This window comes from Pseudomonas arsenicoxydans (assembly GCF_900103875.1).
In the GTDB taxonomy this organism is placed as follows: domain Bacteria; phylum Pseudomonadota; class Gammaproteobacteria; order Pseudomonadales; family Pseudomonadaceae; genus Aquipseudomonas; species Aquipseudomonas arsenicoxydans.
The window spans coordinates 3,961,447-3,976,357 of record NZ_LT629705.1; the positions used below are offsets into that span (position 1 = coordinate 3,961,447).

Consider the following 14,911-nt stretch of genomic DNA (forward strand, 5'->3'; position numbering starts at 1 on the left):
GATGAATGGGCGAAGGGTTTTTGCCAATTAACGTGATGACCGTAACGGTCTGGCCCAAGGCAAAACATGAAACAGCTGTTCAAGGTTCTCTGCGCACTCACCCTTGCTGTCGGGCTGGTTGGCTGCATCTCTTCACCCATCGAACTGACCCCGCAGACCGAGCAGCGTTTGCGCGAGCAGGCGCCGATCCGCTTCCTGGTGACGTTCGACGACGGTCCCAGTGCATCGAGTTTCTGGAACCCGAGCATGACCGTGCTCGACAGCCTCGCCTGGAACCCGGTGCTGCCCGGGATCAAAGCGGTGTTTTTCGTGCAGACCGGCGCACCTCGGGCCGGCGACAGCGACATCGGCCGTGGGGTCATGCGCCGCGAACAAGCGGAAGGGCATGTGCTGGGCTTCCACACCGCGACCCATTCGCACACCAATCACCGCTCGTTGAGTCCGGAACAGTTGGAGCAGTCACTGAGCAAAGGCAGTGCCGATATTGCCGCGATCACCGGCGCGCCGCCGACCCTGGTGCGCCCGCCATTCTGGAATTACGACAAACGTGTGTTCGCGGCCTACCAGCGCCACGGGATGCACGTATTGCTGACCGACCTGAGCGCCAATGACGGCAAGATCTGGGGCTTCAATGCCAGCCCACGGCGCCGGGCGAACATGTTGCGGCAGTTGTCCGAAGTCCGTGAGCGGATTGCCCGGGGCGAACTGCCGACGGTGGACGGTGTGATTCCGGTGGTGGTGACGTTCCATGACCTGAATCGTTATACCGCCCGGCATACCCGCGAATACCTGCAAATCCTGCTCGACAGTGCCAATGCCACCGGCGTGCCGTTGGCGCAGAAACCGTTTTATGACGACACCGAAGCGCTGCAACGGGCGGCCATGGCGCGCACCATTACCGACAGTTCCCAGGACGTGAAACTACCGGGGATCTGGAACTGGATCTGGGATGGGGATTCGCACTAAAACTTCGCCAAAACGAGAAGCAGCTAACACATCGTGCGGGTGGTCGCTGGCGCAGGCGCGTGAAAGGGGGTCTATGCTGATCGAGTTGAATTTGATCATCAGCCACGGAGGCGTTAGTCATGGTGCCCATTTCAGTCCTTTGCAGCATTGTGGAGTCCGGTTTCAAGCCGCTGGCCTGCGAATGCACCGAGAATTCCAGCGGGTTGCTGCGGATCAAAGTGTACGACCCGGCAACCGGGCGTATCGACTTGCTGATCCCCTGCGTATCGCCGACACGGCTGACCAGCATTCGCGCGATCTCTGACTTCGTTGGCGAGTTGCGCGTCGAGATGCGCGCCGGACGCCGGGCCTTCGCCGGCTGAGATGCCAGGCGTAGAGGCTGTGTAGGAGCTGTCGAGTGAAACGAGGCTGCGATCTTTTGATCTTGATCTTGAAAAAACAAAGTCAAAAGATCGCAGCCTCGTTTCACTCGACAGCTCCTACACAGCTCCTACACAGCTCCTACATAGCTCCTGCGTGGATCTAGGCTGTTGGCAGCAGTTCATCAATCATCTTCAAACAATGATTCAACCCTGGCGTCACATCGCCCACGCGCCGGCTGAGGATGATCGGCGAGGTCGCGTTGTCTTCCAGCAACGGGGTGAAGCCAATGTCGTCGCGGTGCAGCAACTGCACCGAGGCTGGCACCAGCGTGACCCCGATTCCCGCACCGACCAACCCGATCGCCGTTTGCAGCTCGTTGGTCCATTGCGCCACGTGGATGCTCACGCCATAGGATTCGAACAGCGCAATCACATGATCGGCATAGCTGGGGCGCGGGTTGCCGGGGTACAGCACAAAGGGTTCCTTGGCCAGTTCGCGAAGGCTGATCGGTCCGGCCAGCAGTGGATGGCCGGCGGGCAGGGCGGCGACCAGCCGGTCTTCAGTCAACACGGTCTGAATGATCGCCGGATCGTCGATGCGAATCCGCCCGAAACCGATGTCGATGCGCCCGGCCTTGAGCGCCTGCACCTGTTGCAGGGTGGTCATTTCCGAAAGCCCGAGTTCAAGCTCCAGAGGCTCGCCGCTGCGCAGCCGACGAATCAGTTCCGGGAGTACGCCGTACAGCGTCGACGGCGCAAAACCGATGCCCAGCCAGGTCTTTTCCCCCAGGCCGATGCGTCGGGTGTTGTCGCATGTCTTGGCCAGTTGCTCGAGCAGGGCGCTGGAGTGCTCATGGAAGAAACGCCCAGCATCGGTCAGCTTCAGCGGGCGACCACGCTCAAGCAATAACACCCCGAGTTCATCTTCCAGCTGCTGGATCTGCCGGCTCAGGGGCGGCTGGGCAATGTGCAGCAGTTCGGCTGCGCGGGTGAAGTTGAGGGTTTGAGCCAACACCTGAAAATAGCGCAGGTGACGCAGTTCCATGGGGCCTCCAGGCGTTGATCAGTTGAATACCTTTAAGGTATCGAGCCAGACCAATTCTATATTGGCCGCCAGCAAAAAGCCGTATGAGAATCCGTTCCAGAACTTCAAAAACCTGACGGGTATCGAAATGCGTGCTACAGCCATTGAATCGATCGAGACGATCATCGTCGATCTGCCGACCATCCGCCCGCACAAACTGGCCATGCACACCATGCAACACCAGACCCTGGTGATCATCCGTGTGCGCTGCGCCGACGGCATTGAAGGGATCGGCGAGTCCACCACCATCGGTGGCCTGGCGTACGGCAACGAAAGCCCGGACAGCATCAAGACCAACATCGACACGCACTTCGCGCCGCTGTTGATCGGCGAGGATAGCGCCAATGTGAATGCCGCCATGTTGCGCCTGGAGCGCAGCATCCGTGGCAATACCTTCGCCAAGTCAGGTATCGAAACCGCGTTGCTCGATGCCCAGGGCAAGCGCCTCGGCCTGCCGGTCAGCGAGTTGCTTGGCGGTCGCGTTCGTGACGCGCTGCCAGTGGCCTGGACCCTGGCCAGCGGCGACACCGACAAGGACATCGCCGAAGCGGAAAAAATGCTCGACCTGCGCCGCCACCGCATTTTCAAACTGAAGATCGGGGCCGGCGAAGTCAATCGCGACCTGGCCCACGTCATTGCGATCAAGAAAGCCCTGGGCGATCGCGCCAGTGTGCGGGTCGATGTCAATCAGGCTTGGGACGAAGCGGTCGCCTTGCGCGCCTGCCGGATTCTGGGCAGCAACGGCATCGACCTGATCGAGCAACCGATCTCGCGCAATAATCGTGCGGGCATGGTGCGCCTGAATGCCATGAGCCCGGCGCCGATCATGGCCGATGAATCCATCGAATGCGTGGAAGACGCCTTCAATCTGGCGCGCGACGGTGCTGCGTCGGTGTTTGCCTTGAAGATCGCCAAGAACGGCGGGCCACGCGCCGTGTTGCGTACGGCCGCCATCGCCGAAGCCGCCGGTATCGGCCTGTACGGCGGCACTATGCTTGAAGGAGGCATCGGCACGCTGGCCTCGGCCCACGCCTTCGTCACCCTGAATAAACTGGCCTGGGACACTGAGCTGTTCGGCCCGTTGCTGTTGACCGAAGACATACTCAGCGAGCCGCTGGTCTACCGCGATTTCGAGCTGCATGTGCCGAACACGCCGGGCCTGGGCCTGAGTCTGGATGAAGAACGCCTGGCATTTTTCCGTCGCGACAAGACATCTACTTCCATTCATCAAGCCTGAGGAGAGCATCATGTTGTTCCACGTCAAAATGACCGTGAATCTGCCGGTCGACATGAATCCGGAAGCGGCTGCCAAGCTGAAGTCCGACGAGAAAGCCCTGGCCCAGCGCCTGCAGGAGCAAGGCAAATGGCGTCACCTGTGGCGTATCGCCGGGCACTATGCCAATTACAGCGTATTCGACGTCGAGAGTGTCCAGGAGCTGCACGACCTACTGATGCAATTACCGCTGTTCCCGTACATGGCGATCGAGGTCGACGCGATGTGCCAGCATCCTTCTTCCATTCGAGAAAATGACCGCTGAGCCCAGCCTGCTTGGTTTGCTACGCCAATAATTACAAGATGAGGATCCCCCATGAACGTGAAGATTTCCCACACTGCCAGTGCCCAGAAGTTCCTCGAAGACGCCAGCGGCTTGCTCAACGAGGCCGGTAACCCACGGGTCAAAGAACTGGTTTATCGCATCCTGCGTGACTCGGTGAACATCATCGAAGACCTGGCCGTGACCCCGGAAGAATTCTGGAAAGCGGTCAATTACCTCAACGTGCTGGGCGCGCGTCAGGAAGCCGGATTGCTGGTGGCCGGGCTTGGTCTGGAACATTACCTGGACCTGCTGATGGACGCCGAAGACGCACAGGCCGGCAAGGCCGGTGGCACGCCGCGGACCATCGAAGGCCCGCTGTATGTAGCCGGTGCGCCGCTGTCTGAAGGCGAAGCGCGACTCGATGATGGCGTCGATCCGGGCGTGGTCCTGTTCATGCAGGGCCAAGTGCGCAACACCGCTGGCGAGCCATTGGCCGGCGCGGTGGTCGATGTCTGGCATGCCAACACGGGCGGCACGTATTCGTACTTCGACACCACTCAGTCCGAGTTCAACCTGCGTCGCCGTATCGTCACCGATGCCGAGGGCCGTTATCGTTTCCGCAGCATCGTGCCGTCGGGTTATGGCTGCCCGCCGGACGGTCCGACCCAGCAATTGCTCGATCAATTGGGCCGTCATGGCCAGCGTCCGGCGCACATCCACTTCTTCATCTCTGCGCCGGATCATCGTCACCTGACCACCCAGATCAACCTAGACGGTGATAAGTACCTGCACGACGATTTCGCCTACGCCACCCGCGACGAGCTGATTGCCCACATCACCTTCAGCGACGACCCGCAGCGTGCAGCGGTGCATGGCGTCAGCGGCCGGTTTGCCGAAATCGACTTCGATTTCACGCTGCAATCATCCGCCCAGCCGCAAGAGCAACAGCGTCTTGAGCGGGTTCACGCACTCGAGGACTGATCCTTTCGCGCCGCCGAACCGGGCCACGAGATAACGACCGTTTATCTCGTGGCTTTCTGCGTTCCGCACGTGCGACCTAGAATGGCCCGACGCAATCGATAACAACAACGAGAGTAACCCGATGATGCACGCGCAACTGTTAAGTCAGCGCAGCAGAATTTTCGACCACGCCGACCCGTACGCAGTGTCGGGTTACGTCAATCAGCATGTCGGCAACCATTGCATCCTGATGCCCAGGGTCGGCCGGCCCCTGGCCAGCCTGGATCACCGCAAATTCGCCAGCCTCGACCTGTGCCGCATCAGCTACGGCGCCAGCGTTCGGGTCACTTCGGGTGCGCTCGAAAGCATTTATCACTTGCAAGTGTTGCTGCGCGGCAACTGCCTGTGGCGTGGTCACGGTCAGGAACACTACTTTGCGCCGGGTGAGTTGCTGCTGATCAATCCCGACGATCCGGTCGACCTGACGTACTCCGACGATTGCGAGAAATTCATCCTCAAAGTGCCCACCCGCCTGTTTGAGGCGGTGTGCGAGGAGCAACGCTGGCGCTATCCGGGGCAGGGCGTGCGGTTTCTGGAGAACCGTTATCAGCTCGATGAGCTGGAAGGGTTCGTCAGCTTGCTGGCGATGATTTGCCAGGAAGCCGAAGCCACCGAGCAGATCCCCCGGGTGCAGGAGCATTACGCGCAGATCATCGTCAGCAAGATGCTGAGCCTGATGAAGACCAACGTCATGCGCAGCGGTCTCGGCTCGCCGTCGGCCACGTTCGAGGTGATTGCCGATTACATCGCACGCCACCTCAAACAGGACATCGACAGCGAAGAGCTGGCGCGCCAGGCGCAAATGAGCCTGCGTTCGCTGTACGGATTGTTCGAGCGCAACGCTGGAACCTCGCCGAAAAACTACATTCGGCAGAAGAAACTCGAGCGCATCCACCTGTGCCTGAGCGACCCGACCTGCAACGTGCGCAACGTCACGGAAGTGGCCATGGATTACGGCTTCCTGCACCTGGGACGGTTCTCCGACAGCTACCGCAAACAGTTCGGCGAACTGCCCTCCGACACCCTCAAACGCCGACACTGACCTCAGGCCCGCCCAACCCCTGTTGATCGTTCCCACGCTCCGCGTGGGAATGCAGCCCGGGACGCTCCGCGTCCCACGAGCGGACGCAGAGCGTCGATTGAGGCATTCCCACGCAGAGCGTGGGAACGATCATGAACACCTCCATTGCAGTAAACGGATACAGGTCTGCACCTAGCGGATAGTCCGCCCCATCCCTCCGTCCTAGCATGGCGCTGCCTGAATAAAAACAATGGAGGCGGCGGCCATGTCCCTGCGACCCGAATACCTTCACTCCCTGCTTGAAGATGACAAAGAGCAGGGCATCTATCGCTGCAAGCGCGAGATGTTCACCGACCCGCGTTTGTTCGATCTGGAGATGGAACACATCTTCGAAGGCAACTGGCTGTACCTGGCGCACGAAAGCCAGATCCCCAACATCAACGATTTCTACACCACGACCATGGGGCGCCAGTCGATCTTCATCGCCCGCAACAAGGACGGCGTGCTCAACGCATTCATCAACGCCTGCAGCCATCGCGGTGCGACGCTGTGCCGGCACAAGACCGGCAACAAAAGCTCCTACACCTGCCCGTTCCACGGTTGGACCTTCAATAACTCCGGCAAGCTGCTCAAGGTCAAAGACCCGGCAGCGGCGGGCTACCCGGCGAGTTTCAACTGCGAAGGCTCCCACGACCTGACCAAAGTCGCGCGGTTTGAATCCTATCGCGGCTTCCTCTTTGGCAGCCTCAAGGCCGACGTGGTGCCGCTGGTAGAACACCTGGGCGAGTCGGCCAAGATCATCGACATGATCGTCGATCAGTCCACCGACGGCCTGGAAGTGCTGCGCGGATCTTCCAGCTATATCTACGAAGGCAACTGGAAGCTCACCGCTGAAAACGGCGCCGACGGCTATCACGTCAGCTCCGTGCACTGGAACTACGCCGCCACCCAGAACCAGCGCAAACAGCGCGAGGCCGGTGACGCCAATCCGACCATGAGTGCGGGCACCTGGGCCAAGCAGGGCGGCGGTTTCTACTCTTTCGACAAGGGCCACATGCTGCTCTGGACCCGCTGGTCCAACCCCGAGGATCGTCCGCTGTACGAGCGCCGCGACGAGCTGGCCCGGGACTTCGGCAAGGCCCGCGCCGACTGGATGATCGAGAACTCGCGCAACCTGTGCCTGTACCCCAACGTGTACTTGATGGATCAGTTCAGCTCGCAGATCCGCATCGCCCGGCCGATCTCGGTCAACCGTACGGAAATCACCATCTACTGCATCGCCCCCAAAGGCGAAAGCGACGCCGCGCGATCGAGCCGGATTCGTCAGTACGAGGATTTCTTCAACGTCAGCGGCATGGCCACCCCGGACGATCTGGAAGAGTTTCGTTCCTGCCAGACCAGTTATCAGGGCAGCGTCACGACGTGGAATGACATGTCCCGTGGCGCCGAGCACTGGGTCGAGGGCGCCGATGAAGCGGCCAAAGAGATCGACTTGCATCCGCTGCTCAGCGGCGTGCGCACCGAAGATGAAGGCCTGTTCGTGCTGCAACACAAGTATTGGCAGCAAACCATGCTTAAGGCACTGGCTGCTGAACAGTCCGAATTGATCGCTGTGGAGGCCGTGCAATGACCATCACCTATGACGCCGTGCGCGATTTTCTCTACCGCGAAGCACGCTACCTCGACGACAAGCAGTGGGACGACTGGCTGGAAATGTACGCCGCCGATGCCTCGTTCTGGATGCCGTCCTGGGACGACAACGACGAATTGACCGAAGACCCGCAGGGCGAGATTTCGCTGATCTGGTACGGCAATCGCACCGGCCTGGAAGACCGCATCTTCCGCATCAAGACCGAGCGCTCCAGCGCGAGCATTCCGGACACCCGGACCTCGCACAACCTGAGCAACATCGAGCTGCTCGAACAGGCCGACGGACTGTGCAAGGTGCGCTTCAACTGGCACACCCTGAGCTTTCGCTACAAGACCGTCGACAGCTATTTCGGCAGCAGTTTCTACACCCTCGATGTGCGCGGTGAAAACCCGCTGATCAAGGCCAAGAAAGTGATCCTGAAGAACGATTACGTTCGTCAGGTCATCGATGTCTACCACCTGTGAGGCGACCGTCATGACTCATTCCATCGCATTCAATTTTGAAGACGGCGTCACCCGGTTCATCGACGCTAATGTCGGCGAAACCGTGGCCGATGCTGCGTATCGCCAGGGCATCAACATTCCGCTGGATTGCCGCGACGGCGCCTGCGGCACGTGCAAATGCTTCGCCGAGGCCGGCCGTTATGACTTGGGCGAGGAGTACATCGAAGACGCGCTGAGCGCCGAAGAAGCCGAACAAGGTTTTGTCCTGACCTGCCAGATGCGCGCCCAGAGCGATTGCGTGGTGCGCGTGCCGACGTCATCGCAGGTTTGCCGTACGCAGCAGGCCAGTTACGACGCCACCATCAGCGCCGTGCGGCAGCTGTCGGACAGCACCATCGCGCTGTCGATCAAGGGCGAAGCCTTGAGCAAACTGGCGTTCCTGCCGGGGCAATACGTCAACCTCGGTGTCCCGGGCAGCGAGCAGACCCGCGCGTATTCGTTCAGCTCGTTGCAGCGTGACGGCGAGGTCAGTTTCCTGATTCGTAATGTGCCTGGCGGCTTGATGAGCAGCTTCCTCACCGGCATGGCCAAGGCGGGGGACAGCATGCGCCTGGCCGGGCCGTTGGGCAGTTTTTATCTGCGCGACATCCGCCGGCCGTTGCTGCTGTTGGCAGGCGGAACCGGTTTGGCTCCGTTCACCGCCATGCTGGAAAAAATCGCAGAGCAGGGCAGTGAGCACCCATTGCATCTGATCTACGGCGTGACCAACGATTTCGACCTGGTGGAACTTGACCGACTCGAAGCCTTTGCCGCGCGTATCCCGAATTTCAGCTTCAGTGCCTGCGTTGCCAACCCCGACAGCCGGCACCCGCTCAAAGGGTACGTAACCCAGCACATCGAGCCACGGCATCTGAACGATGGCGACGTCGACGTCTATCTGTGCGGCCCGCCGCCGATGGTCGAGGCGGTCAGTCAGTTCATTCGCGAGCAAGGCGTTGCGCCGGCGAACTTCTACTACGAGAAATTTGCCGCCAGCGCCGCTTGAGTCATGCGTCACAGGGGCAGCGCCGCTCCCACAGATCAGTGTTTTTCCATGAGGTACACATGAACAGATTTCACGAAAAAGTCGCGCTGATCACCGGCGCTGCGCAAGGCATTGGCCGGCGGGTGGCCGAGCGCATGGCCGCCGAAGGTGCGCGGTTGATTCTGGTGGACCGGTCGGATCTGGTGTTCGAGGTTCAGCAACAACTGGGGCAGGCCAGCCAGGTGCTCGCACTGACGGCCGACCTCGAACAATACGAGGAATGCAGCCGCGTGATGCGCACTGCCGTCGAGCGCTTTGGGCGCCTCGATGTGCTGGTCAACAACGTCGGCGGGACGATTTGGGCCAAGCCGTTCGAGCACTACGAAGCACCGCAGATTGAAGCTGAAGTGCGTCGCTCACTGTTCCCGACGTTATGGTGCTGTCACGCCGCGCTGCCGTTCATGCTTGAACAAGGCAGCGGCGCCATCGTCAACGTATCGTCCATTGCCACCCGCAGCATCAATCGTGTGCCGTACGGTGCGGCGAAGGGAGGGGTGAATGCGCTGACCGCTTGCTTGGCGTTCGAAACCGCCGGTCGTGGCGTGCGGGTCAACGCGACGGCCCCGGGCGGAACCGAAGCGCCGCCACGGGTGATTCCACGCAATAGTGCGCAACAGAGCGCCGAGGAACAGGTGTGGTATCAGCAGATTGTCGACCAGACGCTCGACAGCAGTTTGATGAAGCGCTATGGCACGCTGGATGAGCAGGCCAACGCTATTCTGTTTCTGGCCAGCGACGAAGCCTCGTACATCACCGGCATGATCATGCCAGTGGGCGGTGGCGACCAAGGCTGACACGACAACGCACGCTCACAGGCGACGTTGAAACGCTTTGATGATTCTCAGCGTCGCGTCGCTTGTGTTCAGGTTCTGCACCGCGTCCAGCGGATACCACATGCAATCGAAAATTTCATTGAGTGGTCGGGCCTCGTCTGAGTTGAGCACTGACGCTTCATAGACGTGGTGACGGGTGCTACTCGTTTCCAGCTCCATCAGGTACAGCAAACCGTCAACGCCCAGTCCGGTTTCTTCGTGAAGTTCTCGCATGGCCGCGCCCGCGATGGTTTCGCCGCGCTCGACTTTTCCGCCGGGCAGCGTCCAGCGACACCTGGGCTTACGCACCAGGAGAACATGCCGATCCTGCTCGCAAATAACGGTTGCGCGTACTTTCATCTGTTACTAAACCGCCGCTTGTCATAAAACAGTCATAAAAATGCAATATTCAGGCCCGAGCCCGTGTTTCAAGGGTTGGAACCCTGGTGGAGGTAAAAAGTGCAACGCAATGACAAAGCAGTGGCGCGACGTCTGGTCGGCACCTGAGTGTAGGGCGGGTGTAAGGTAAGCCCGTCAATTGCGGCGTATCACTGCCGAAAAGGAGGTGACTATGAGCGTTCCGATGCTGAATAAAATGCACATGAATGGTTATGACGTACTCAGCGTAAATAACGGCCCCTGGCGGGTATGCACCAAAGGTGACCGCCTGGGTGCATTTGCCAGCAGAGAAGAAGCACTGGCGTTTGCGGCAGCACTTCCAGCCTACAGAGCCCGAGCGACTCAACGTCAGAAATCAGAATGAGCCCGCACTAAAAGCCCCGGTAAACCGGTTTTGGGGTTGGGGTTGGGGTTGGGTACATATCCGTTTCTGCGGTAACGGCGGCTTATGGTTCCGCCCTGACGGCGGGTCACTTGGAGAAGCGCCAAGTAACCAAGCGCTTTTGCCCCTGACGTTCGGTGCCTCGCTAAGGCTCGGCATGCCCTCGCTCCGGTCCTGCTCCGTGGGCCCGCCGCCATCGGCCATCCATGGCCGGGGGCGGCTAACCCGGCATCCATGCCGGGTTGCCCACTGCGCAGAACCTGCGCTCGGCCTCTCGAGGGGGCGTGCACCGCCAAAGCGAAAGCGAGGCGGCCTGCCAGCCGACCTGGTTCTTCAACGCTTGCGCGTCCTGATCGTTCCCATGCTCCGCGTGGGAATGCATCCCGTGACGCTCCGCGTCACCCTTGCGCAAGACTCAAGCTTGGTGTCGACAGCGGGACGCAGAGCGTCCCCGGCGGCATTCCCACGCGGAGCGTGGGAACGATCAACAGCAACAGCAACAGCAACAGCAACAGCATCGCGAGCAGGCTCACTCCCACGTAAAGCAGAGCAGACCGGTGCACCGCTGTTGCTCCTCACCACTCATCAGGTCGAGCGTTAGCTCGCCTTTAGCTTTTGATCTTGATCTGCCCCGTCGGGAGGCCGAACGCAGGTTCTGCGTAGTGGGCAACCCGGCATGGATGCTGGGTTAGCCGCCCCCGGCCATGGATGGCCGATGGCGGCGGGCCCACGGAGCAGGACCGGAGTGAGGGAATGCCGAGCCTAGGCGAGGCACCGTACGTCAGGGGCGCTGGCGCTTGGTTACTTGGCGCTCTTCCAAGTGACCCGCCGTAAAGGCGGAACCAATACAAGCCATTACCGCAGAAACGGATATGTACCCAACCCCAAAACTTTCTTAAGTGAACAGCATCACCGCTAAACCGAGATTTTTTTGTCGAAAACCCCGTCTCAGAAGGATTTTAAACCCACGATTCAGATGATAGGGTGGCGCTTTTTTTCCAAGGACGAATTCATGTTTAAAGTGCAATGGACTGTTCTGGCGATCATGTCGGCTATTTCTTTTGCTGGCGTGAGTCAGGCGCAAGCTCAGACGCAAGGTGAGATCCAGACCAATCAAACGGTTTGCAATGCCTTCCGTACATTGGCCGGCTCGATCATGCAGTCTCGCCAGAATGGCGAATCCAAGGCCAGTCTGCTGGCCGTGAAATCGGGTAATCCTGACCATGACAAGCTAGGCGCCATGCTGATCGAAGAAGCGTACAGCCAGCCAATCCTCGATTCACCTGAGCTCAAGAGCAGCGCCATCAATACATTCGCGGATAAATGGCGGAACACGTGCAACCATCCCGTTTCCAGTTAACGGGCAAGCGCAGCGAGCGTTCAGTAACCCCCACCGCCGGTACTGTGCGAGGGCTCCCTGGCTCTCTCCTGAGCATTGCTCCACTCAGCACAGGTCATGAAACCTGTGTGGTCGACCTTGCCCCGGTCATCGAAGCTGATGTTGTACGGCTTTTGTTGGCCGGCCTGCTTCAACTTGTAGTCAAAGCAGGTGCCAGGCACCACGGTGCGTTCGCTTATCGCTGAAGGCTGGCCACCAATCTGCTCGACCTGATCCTTGCTCATGCCGGTCTCGACCTTGGCGACCAGCGGCTGATCGCCATAGACGTGTGAATCACTGCTGCAGCCAGCCGTCGCCGCCAGGACGACGACGAGCGCGAATAGAGGCGTGTTCATCGCAACGCTCCCGTCAGTGGGCTTTCGTTCGTCTGATCACCTTTGCTTTGACTTCTTCGGCATAGCCCGCCAGTCGCTCTTCATCACCCTGAAACAGTTCGCACAGCTTCTGCGTTGCTTGTGCATCCACATCATTACCGGCCAGGCGCAACTGCTCTGCTATGCGCAAGAGTTCCACTGCCGACCATCTCAAGTCCGACGCAACGCTTTGCAGGTCACGCCGAAGTTGGTTCTCATCTTCGCTAAGCCACATGATGATCTCCTGCAATACTCCGCTAAGAAAAGCGTAGTCCCATTTGGCTGCGGCGAATGTGTGTTCGTCTGATCCACGGGAAAGGGTAGGGCTTCCATTGGTCGGGAAGATGAGTGGGTTTGAACCTGCGTGATGTCGTAGTGAGGGAGTGAATTTTCGCTAGGGTGAGGCCATATCAAATGACGAATACCGATGATTTCAGATTTCATGCGCATGAGTTGATTGTTGATCTGGACGCTGCAACCACGGAAATGATGAAGCTGATTTCTGCCCATCAATTAAGCGGCCCGGAGTGGGAACGGGTCACTCAATGGCAACATGAAGCGTATGAACGATGGATGACGTATTTGAATAAAAGGTCCTATCCCGACTCGGGTGAGAACAACATCAACTCCTGACGTTATTCAGATGGATGTCTGGACCGCTACGCGCTACATTTCCCGTTTTTCGGGATAAGGAAGCGTCATGCGGATGTTGATTGGGGGAATAGCGGTGACGATGCTGGCAGGTTGTTCGTTGCCGGCATCCCTGGTGCCAGGCGAGCCTAACATCAGCAAATACAGTAACAAGATACCCAAGGATTACGCGGCCTGCGTTCTGCCGCTGTGGCAGCAGCAAATCCCCAAAACGACTCAGACCCCGATTTCCAATGGTTACCGGATCAAAGCGCCGAGCATCATCACGGCTGACGAGATTCTGGACATTGTGAAATACAAGGACGGTAGTCACATTTCGTTGTACCAGGGACCACCGTGGGCCAAGTCTGACGCCATGCGCAAGGCGGTTCGCAGTTGCTTGTAGAGATCGCTCAAGGAGAGTTTCATTTTTCAGTGCCGTATGTCGGAGTCGAGGAACACTGATCGGTCAGGCACCTTCCAAGAGAAGACTGTCCTTGGAAGTTTGGCCATGAACGACGATTTGAAAAAAGAAGCCCTGGATACCTGGTACAAACTCTTGAACGAGCCGCAACTTCGTATGGATTGCGAAGAACAGTACGACGAGTTGCTCAAGGCTGCTGATGAGATGGAACGCACCGGGCTGATTAATAGCGCGGAATGGCGCGAGTTGGTGCGGCAAGCGGGGACGGCATTTTCAAAAGCGATAGAAGGCGTGGACGGCGGCACGTAGGTTGTTCGTGCCTGTCTTTATGGCAACTCCTCCCAATTGACCTGCATCAACCCTGACGCCTGGGCGTGGACTCGAAGCGCGTCTTCGTTTTGCTGATCGTGGTTTTCCCCATACGAAAGCCCGATTCCCGAGTGAAGGCATGCGTAATACCACGCGTCGGCATCGGTCATGTGAGAGTCGGGCTGAACAAAAATATGACGACTCTTTTTGAGGCTGTAAGTAATTTGAAAATGTCGACGGCGGATCATCCGATTCTCCTGGTGCTGCCACTACGACATTAGTGGCGTAGTGCCAGTTCCCTCTGATTTCGGACTTTTATCAGCTTCCTCAAAACCCGATCTTTTTTATCCCGTCATGCTCGATATTTTGTCGACGTAACTTCAGGGCGCTCAACCAGCGTGCGTTGAAGGCACTCGTCGTTGAGCTGCACGCATTCTTTGTCGGCCTCTTCCCGGCTCGCATAGTGCGTGGGTAGCCGCCGCTTTTCTTCATTGTCATAAAGGTTGAATCCGATCGATGCAGTTTTGCAGTAGAAGCGCGATCCGTTGCGCGTCGATCCCGTTTCCGTGGGGATTGCAGGAACAACAGCGAATCTTGGAATCATCTTCACGTACTCCTTCCGAATTCACCTTAACGGTGTAGCGGCTACTTGCCACTACCGCAAGGGTGCACTTGAAGTATCCGATGAACAGGCCACCCGTAGAAATGGGCGGGTTGATGCCCGTCGGTGGACTGCTGTCAGGGGGTTGTATGGCGCCGATCAGGGCCAGAAGGGTTGCCGCTGTTTATCAGCCTTCTCTCGATCAGGATATTTTGCAGTGCCTGGCGCGCGACAGGGTCTAGCTGATGCTCTCGGGCCTTGAGTTCAAGCAGTATTGGGCTGGACCAGGTGCGATAGGTTTTTTCGGCTTGATGAATGGACGTCATCTATCTCTCCTTGATCAGGCGACCGCCAATGAATCAGGCAGTTTGGGTTCGGTAGATACCCTAGTCGAGGAAACAGATTTTTGCCAAGAATTTGCACTGCAATGGTG

At 58.8% G+C, this 14,911-nt stretch carries 23 protein-coding genes; 15 read left to right on the forward strand and 8 right to left on the reverse strand.

Annotated features, from left to right (window positions below; genetic code table 11):
• Nucleotides 1-66 precede the first annotated feature (66 nt).
• The gene (locus BLQ41_RS18585; RefSeq protein ID WP_090183112.1) at nucleotides 67-966 is read left to right on the forward strand and encodes a polysaccharide deacetylase family protein; all 900 of its coding nucleotides are present in this window, start codon (nucleotides 67-69) and stop codon (nucleotides 964-966) included.
• A 119-nt stretch (nucleotides 967-1,085) separates the two neighbouring features.
• Nucleotides 1,086-1,328 carry a DUF1652 domain-containing protein gene (locus BLQ41_RS18590; RefSeq protein ID WP_090183114.1) on the forward strand — a complete coding sequence of 81 codons (243 nt, stop codon included), beginning with the start codon at nucleotides 1,086-1,088 and terminating at the stop codon, nucleotides 1,326-1,328.
• A gap of 160 nt (nucleotides 1,329-1,488) precedes the next feature.
• Here BLQ41_RS18590 and BLQ41_RS18595 read toward each other — a convergent pair whose 3' ends face one another.
• On the reverse strand, nucleotides 1,489-2,373 hold the full coding sequence (locus BLQ41_RS18595) for a LysR family transcriptional regulator (protein WP_090183116.1): 885 nt from the start codon (nucleotides 2,371-2,373) through the stop codon (nucleotides 1,489-1,491).
• Nucleotides 2,374-2,500: 127 nt separating this feature from the next.
• On the opposite strand from BLQ41_RS18595, the gene BLQ41_RS18600 reads away from it, so the two are divergent.
• The 8 genes from BLQ41_RS18600 to BLQ41_RS18640 all read left to right on the forward strand — a co-directional run bounded on the left by BLQ41_RS18600 (nucleotide 2,501) and on the right by BLQ41_RS18640 (nucleotide 9,963).
• Nucleotides 2,501-3,649, forward strand: coding sequence for a muconate cycloisomerase family protein (locus tag BLQ41_RS18600; RefSeq protein ID WP_167360544.1), 1,149 nt, complete (start codon nucleotides 2,501-2,503; stop codon nucleotides 3,647-3,649).
• Between the two features lie 10 nt (nucleotides 3,650-3,659).
• Nucleotides 3,660-3,950: a muconolactone Delta-isomerase gene (catC, locus tag BLQ41_RS18605; RefSeq protein WP_090183117.1), complete on the forward strand. Its 291-nt coding sequence runs from the start codon at nucleotides 3,660-3,662 to the stop codon at nucleotides 3,948-3,950.
• Nucleotides 3,951-4,001: 51 nt separating this feature from the next.
• The gene (gene catA / locus BLQ41_RS18610) at nucleotides 4,002-4,931 is read left to right on the forward strand and encodes a catechol 1,2-dioxygenase (RefSeq protein WP_090183119.1); all 930 of its coding nucleotides are present in this window, start codon (nucleotides 4,002-4,004) and stop codon (nucleotides 4,929-4,931) included.
• A 121-nt stretch (nucleotides 4,932-5,052) separates the two neighbouring features.
• A complete protein-coding gene (locus BLQ41_RS18615; protein WP_090183121.1) occupies nucleotides 5,053-6,012 on the forward strand; it encodes an AraC family transcriptional regulator in 960 nt (319 codons plus the stop codon).
• A gap of 244 nt (nucleotides 6,013-6,256) precedes the next feature.
• Complete coding sequence (benA, locus tag BLQ41_RS18625; RefSeq protein ID WP_090183125.1) at nucleotides 6,257-7,621, forward strand: benzoate 1,2-dioxygenase large subunit; 1,365 nt, start codon at nucleotides 6,257-6,259, stop codon at nucleotides 7,619-7,621.
• Nucleotides 7,618-8,106: a benzoate 1,2-dioxygenase small subunit gene (gene benB / locus BLQ41_RS18630; protein WP_090183127.1), complete on the forward strand. Its 489-nt coding sequence runs from the start codon at nucleotides 7,618-7,620 to the stop codon at nucleotides 8,104-8,106. Before benA ends, benB begins: the two co-directional genes overlap by 4 nt.
• Before the next feature lie 10 nt (nucleotides 8,107-8,116).
• A complete protein-coding gene (gene benC, locus BLQ41_RS18635) occupies nucleotides 8,117-9,130 on the forward strand; it encodes a benzoate 1,2-dioxygenase electron transfer component BenC (protein ID WP_090183128.1) in 1,014 nt (337 codons plus the stop codon).
• 59 nt (nucleotides 9,131-9,189) lie between these two features.
• The gene (locus BLQ41_RS18640; protein ID WP_090183130.1) at nucleotides 9,190-9,963 is read left to right on the forward strand and encodes a 1,6-dihydroxycyclohexa-2,4-diene-1-carboxylate dehydrogenase; all 774 of its coding nucleotides are present in this window, start codon (nucleotides 9,190-9,192) and stop codon (nucleotides 9,961-9,963) included.
• Nucleotides 9,964-9,978: 15 nt separating this feature from the next.
• Here the strand turns inward: BLQ41_RS18640 and BLQ41_RS18645 are convergent, their stop codons facing one another.
• Entirely contained in the window at nucleotides 9,979-10,341 is a 363-nt protein-coding gene (locus tag BLQ41_RS18645; RefSeq protein ID WP_090183132.1) for an NUDIX hydrolase, read from the reverse strand.
• 211 nt (nucleotides 10,342-10,552) lie between these two features.
• On the opposite strand from BLQ41_RS18645, the gene BLQ41_RS18650 reads away from it, so the two are divergent.
• Nucleotides 10,553-10,744 carry a DUF2188 domain-containing protein gene (locus BLQ41_RS18650; protein ID WP_090183133.1) on the forward strand — a complete coding sequence of 64 codons (192 nt, stop codon included), beginning with the start codon at nucleotides 10,553-10,555 and terminating at the stop codon, nucleotides 10,742-10,744.
• Nucleotides 10,745-11,160: 416 nt separating this feature from the next.
• On the opposite strand, the gene BLQ41_RS18660 is transcribed toward BLQ41_RS18650, so the two are convergent.
• A complete protein-coding gene (locus BLQ41_RS18660) occupies nucleotides 11,161-11,325 on the reverse strand; it encodes a hypothetical protein (protein WP_157695029.1) in 165 nt (54 codons plus the stop codon).
• Between the two features lie 449 nt (nucleotides 11,326-11,774).
• Between BLQ41_RS18660 and BLQ41_RS18665 the strand changes: the two genes are divergently transcribed.
• On the forward strand, nucleotides 11,775-12,122 hold the full coding sequence (locus BLQ41_RS18665) for a hypothetical protein (protein WP_157695030.1): 348 nt from the start codon (nucleotides 11,775-11,777) through the stop codon (nucleotides 12,120-12,122).
• Between the two features lie 20 nt (nucleotides 12,123-12,142).
• Here BLQ41_RS18665 and osmE read toward each other — a convergent pair whose 3' ends face one another.
• Together osmE and BLQ41_RS18675 are read right to left on the reverse strand one after the other, a co-directional pair.
• The gene (gene osmE, locus BLQ41_RS18670; RefSeq protein ID WP_090183139.1) at nucleotides 12,143-12,496 is read right to left on the reverse strand and encodes an osmotically-inducible lipoprotein OsmE; all 354 of its coding nucleotides are present in this window, start codon (nucleotides 12,494-12,496) and stop codon (nucleotides 12,143-12,145) included.
• Between the two features lie 13 nt (nucleotides 12,497-12,509).
• Nucleotides 12,510-12,749: a hypothetical protein gene (locus BLQ41_RS18675; protein WP_090183141.1), complete on the reverse strand. Its 240-nt coding sequence runs from the start codon at nucleotides 12,747-12,749 to the stop codon at nucleotides 12,510-12,512.
• 179 nt (nucleotides 12,750-12,928) lie between these two features.
• On the opposite strand from BLQ41_RS18675, the gene BLQ41_RS18680 reads away from it, so the two are divergent.
• The 3 genes from BLQ41_RS18680 (at nucleotide 12,929) to BLQ41_RS18690 (ending at nucleotide 13,877) form a co-directional block, all read left to right on the forward strand.
• The gene (locus tag BLQ41_RS18680) at nucleotides 12,929-13,147 is read left to right on the forward strand and encodes a hypothetical protein (RefSeq protein ID WP_090183142.1); all 219 of its coding nucleotides are present in this window, start codon (nucleotides 12,929-12,931) and stop codon (nucleotides 13,145-13,147) included.
• 67 nt (nucleotides 13,148-13,214) lie between these two features.
• On the forward strand, nucleotides 13,215-13,550 hold the full coding sequence (locus tag BLQ41_RS18685; protein ID WP_090183144.1) for a hypothetical protein: 336 nt from the start codon (nucleotides 13,215-13,217) through the stop codon (nucleotides 13,548-13,550).
• Between the two features lie 105 nt (nucleotides 13,551-13,655).
• A complete protein-coding gene (locus BLQ41_RS18690) occupies nucleotides 13,656-13,877 on the forward strand; it encodes a hypothetical protein (RefSeq protein WP_090188659.1) in 222 nt (73 codons plus the stop codon).
• A 17-nt stretch (nucleotides 13,878-13,894) separates the two neighbouring features.
• On the opposite strand, the gene BLQ41_RS18695 is transcribed toward BLQ41_RS18690, so the two are convergent.
• The 3 genes from BLQ41_RS18695 to BLQ41_RS18705 form a co-directional block, all read right to left on the reverse strand.
• Nucleotides 13,895-14,125, reverse strand: a complete 231-nt coding sequence (locus BLQ41_RS18695) for a DUF6555 family protein (RefSeq protein ID WP_090183146.1) — start codon at nucleotides 14,123-14,125, stop codon at nucleotides 13,895-13,897.
• 104 nt (nucleotides 14,126-14,229) lie between these two features.
• Nucleotides 14,230-14,481 carry a hypothetical protein gene (locus tag BLQ41_RS18700; RefSeq protein WP_090183147.1) on the reverse strand — a complete coding sequence of 84 codons (252 nt, stop codon included), beginning with the start codon at nucleotides 14,479-14,481 and terminating at the stop codon, nucleotides 14,230-14,232.
• A 134-nt stretch (nucleotides 14,482-14,615) separates the two neighbouring features.
• Nucleotides 14,616-14,804 carry a hypothetical protein gene (locus tag BLQ41_RS18705; protein ID WP_090183149.1) on the reverse strand — a complete coding sequence of 63 codons (189 nt, stop codon included), beginning with the start codon at nucleotides 14,802-14,804 and terminating at the stop codon, nucleotides 14,616-14,618.
• Nucleotides 14,805-14,911 lie beyond the last annotated feature (107 nt).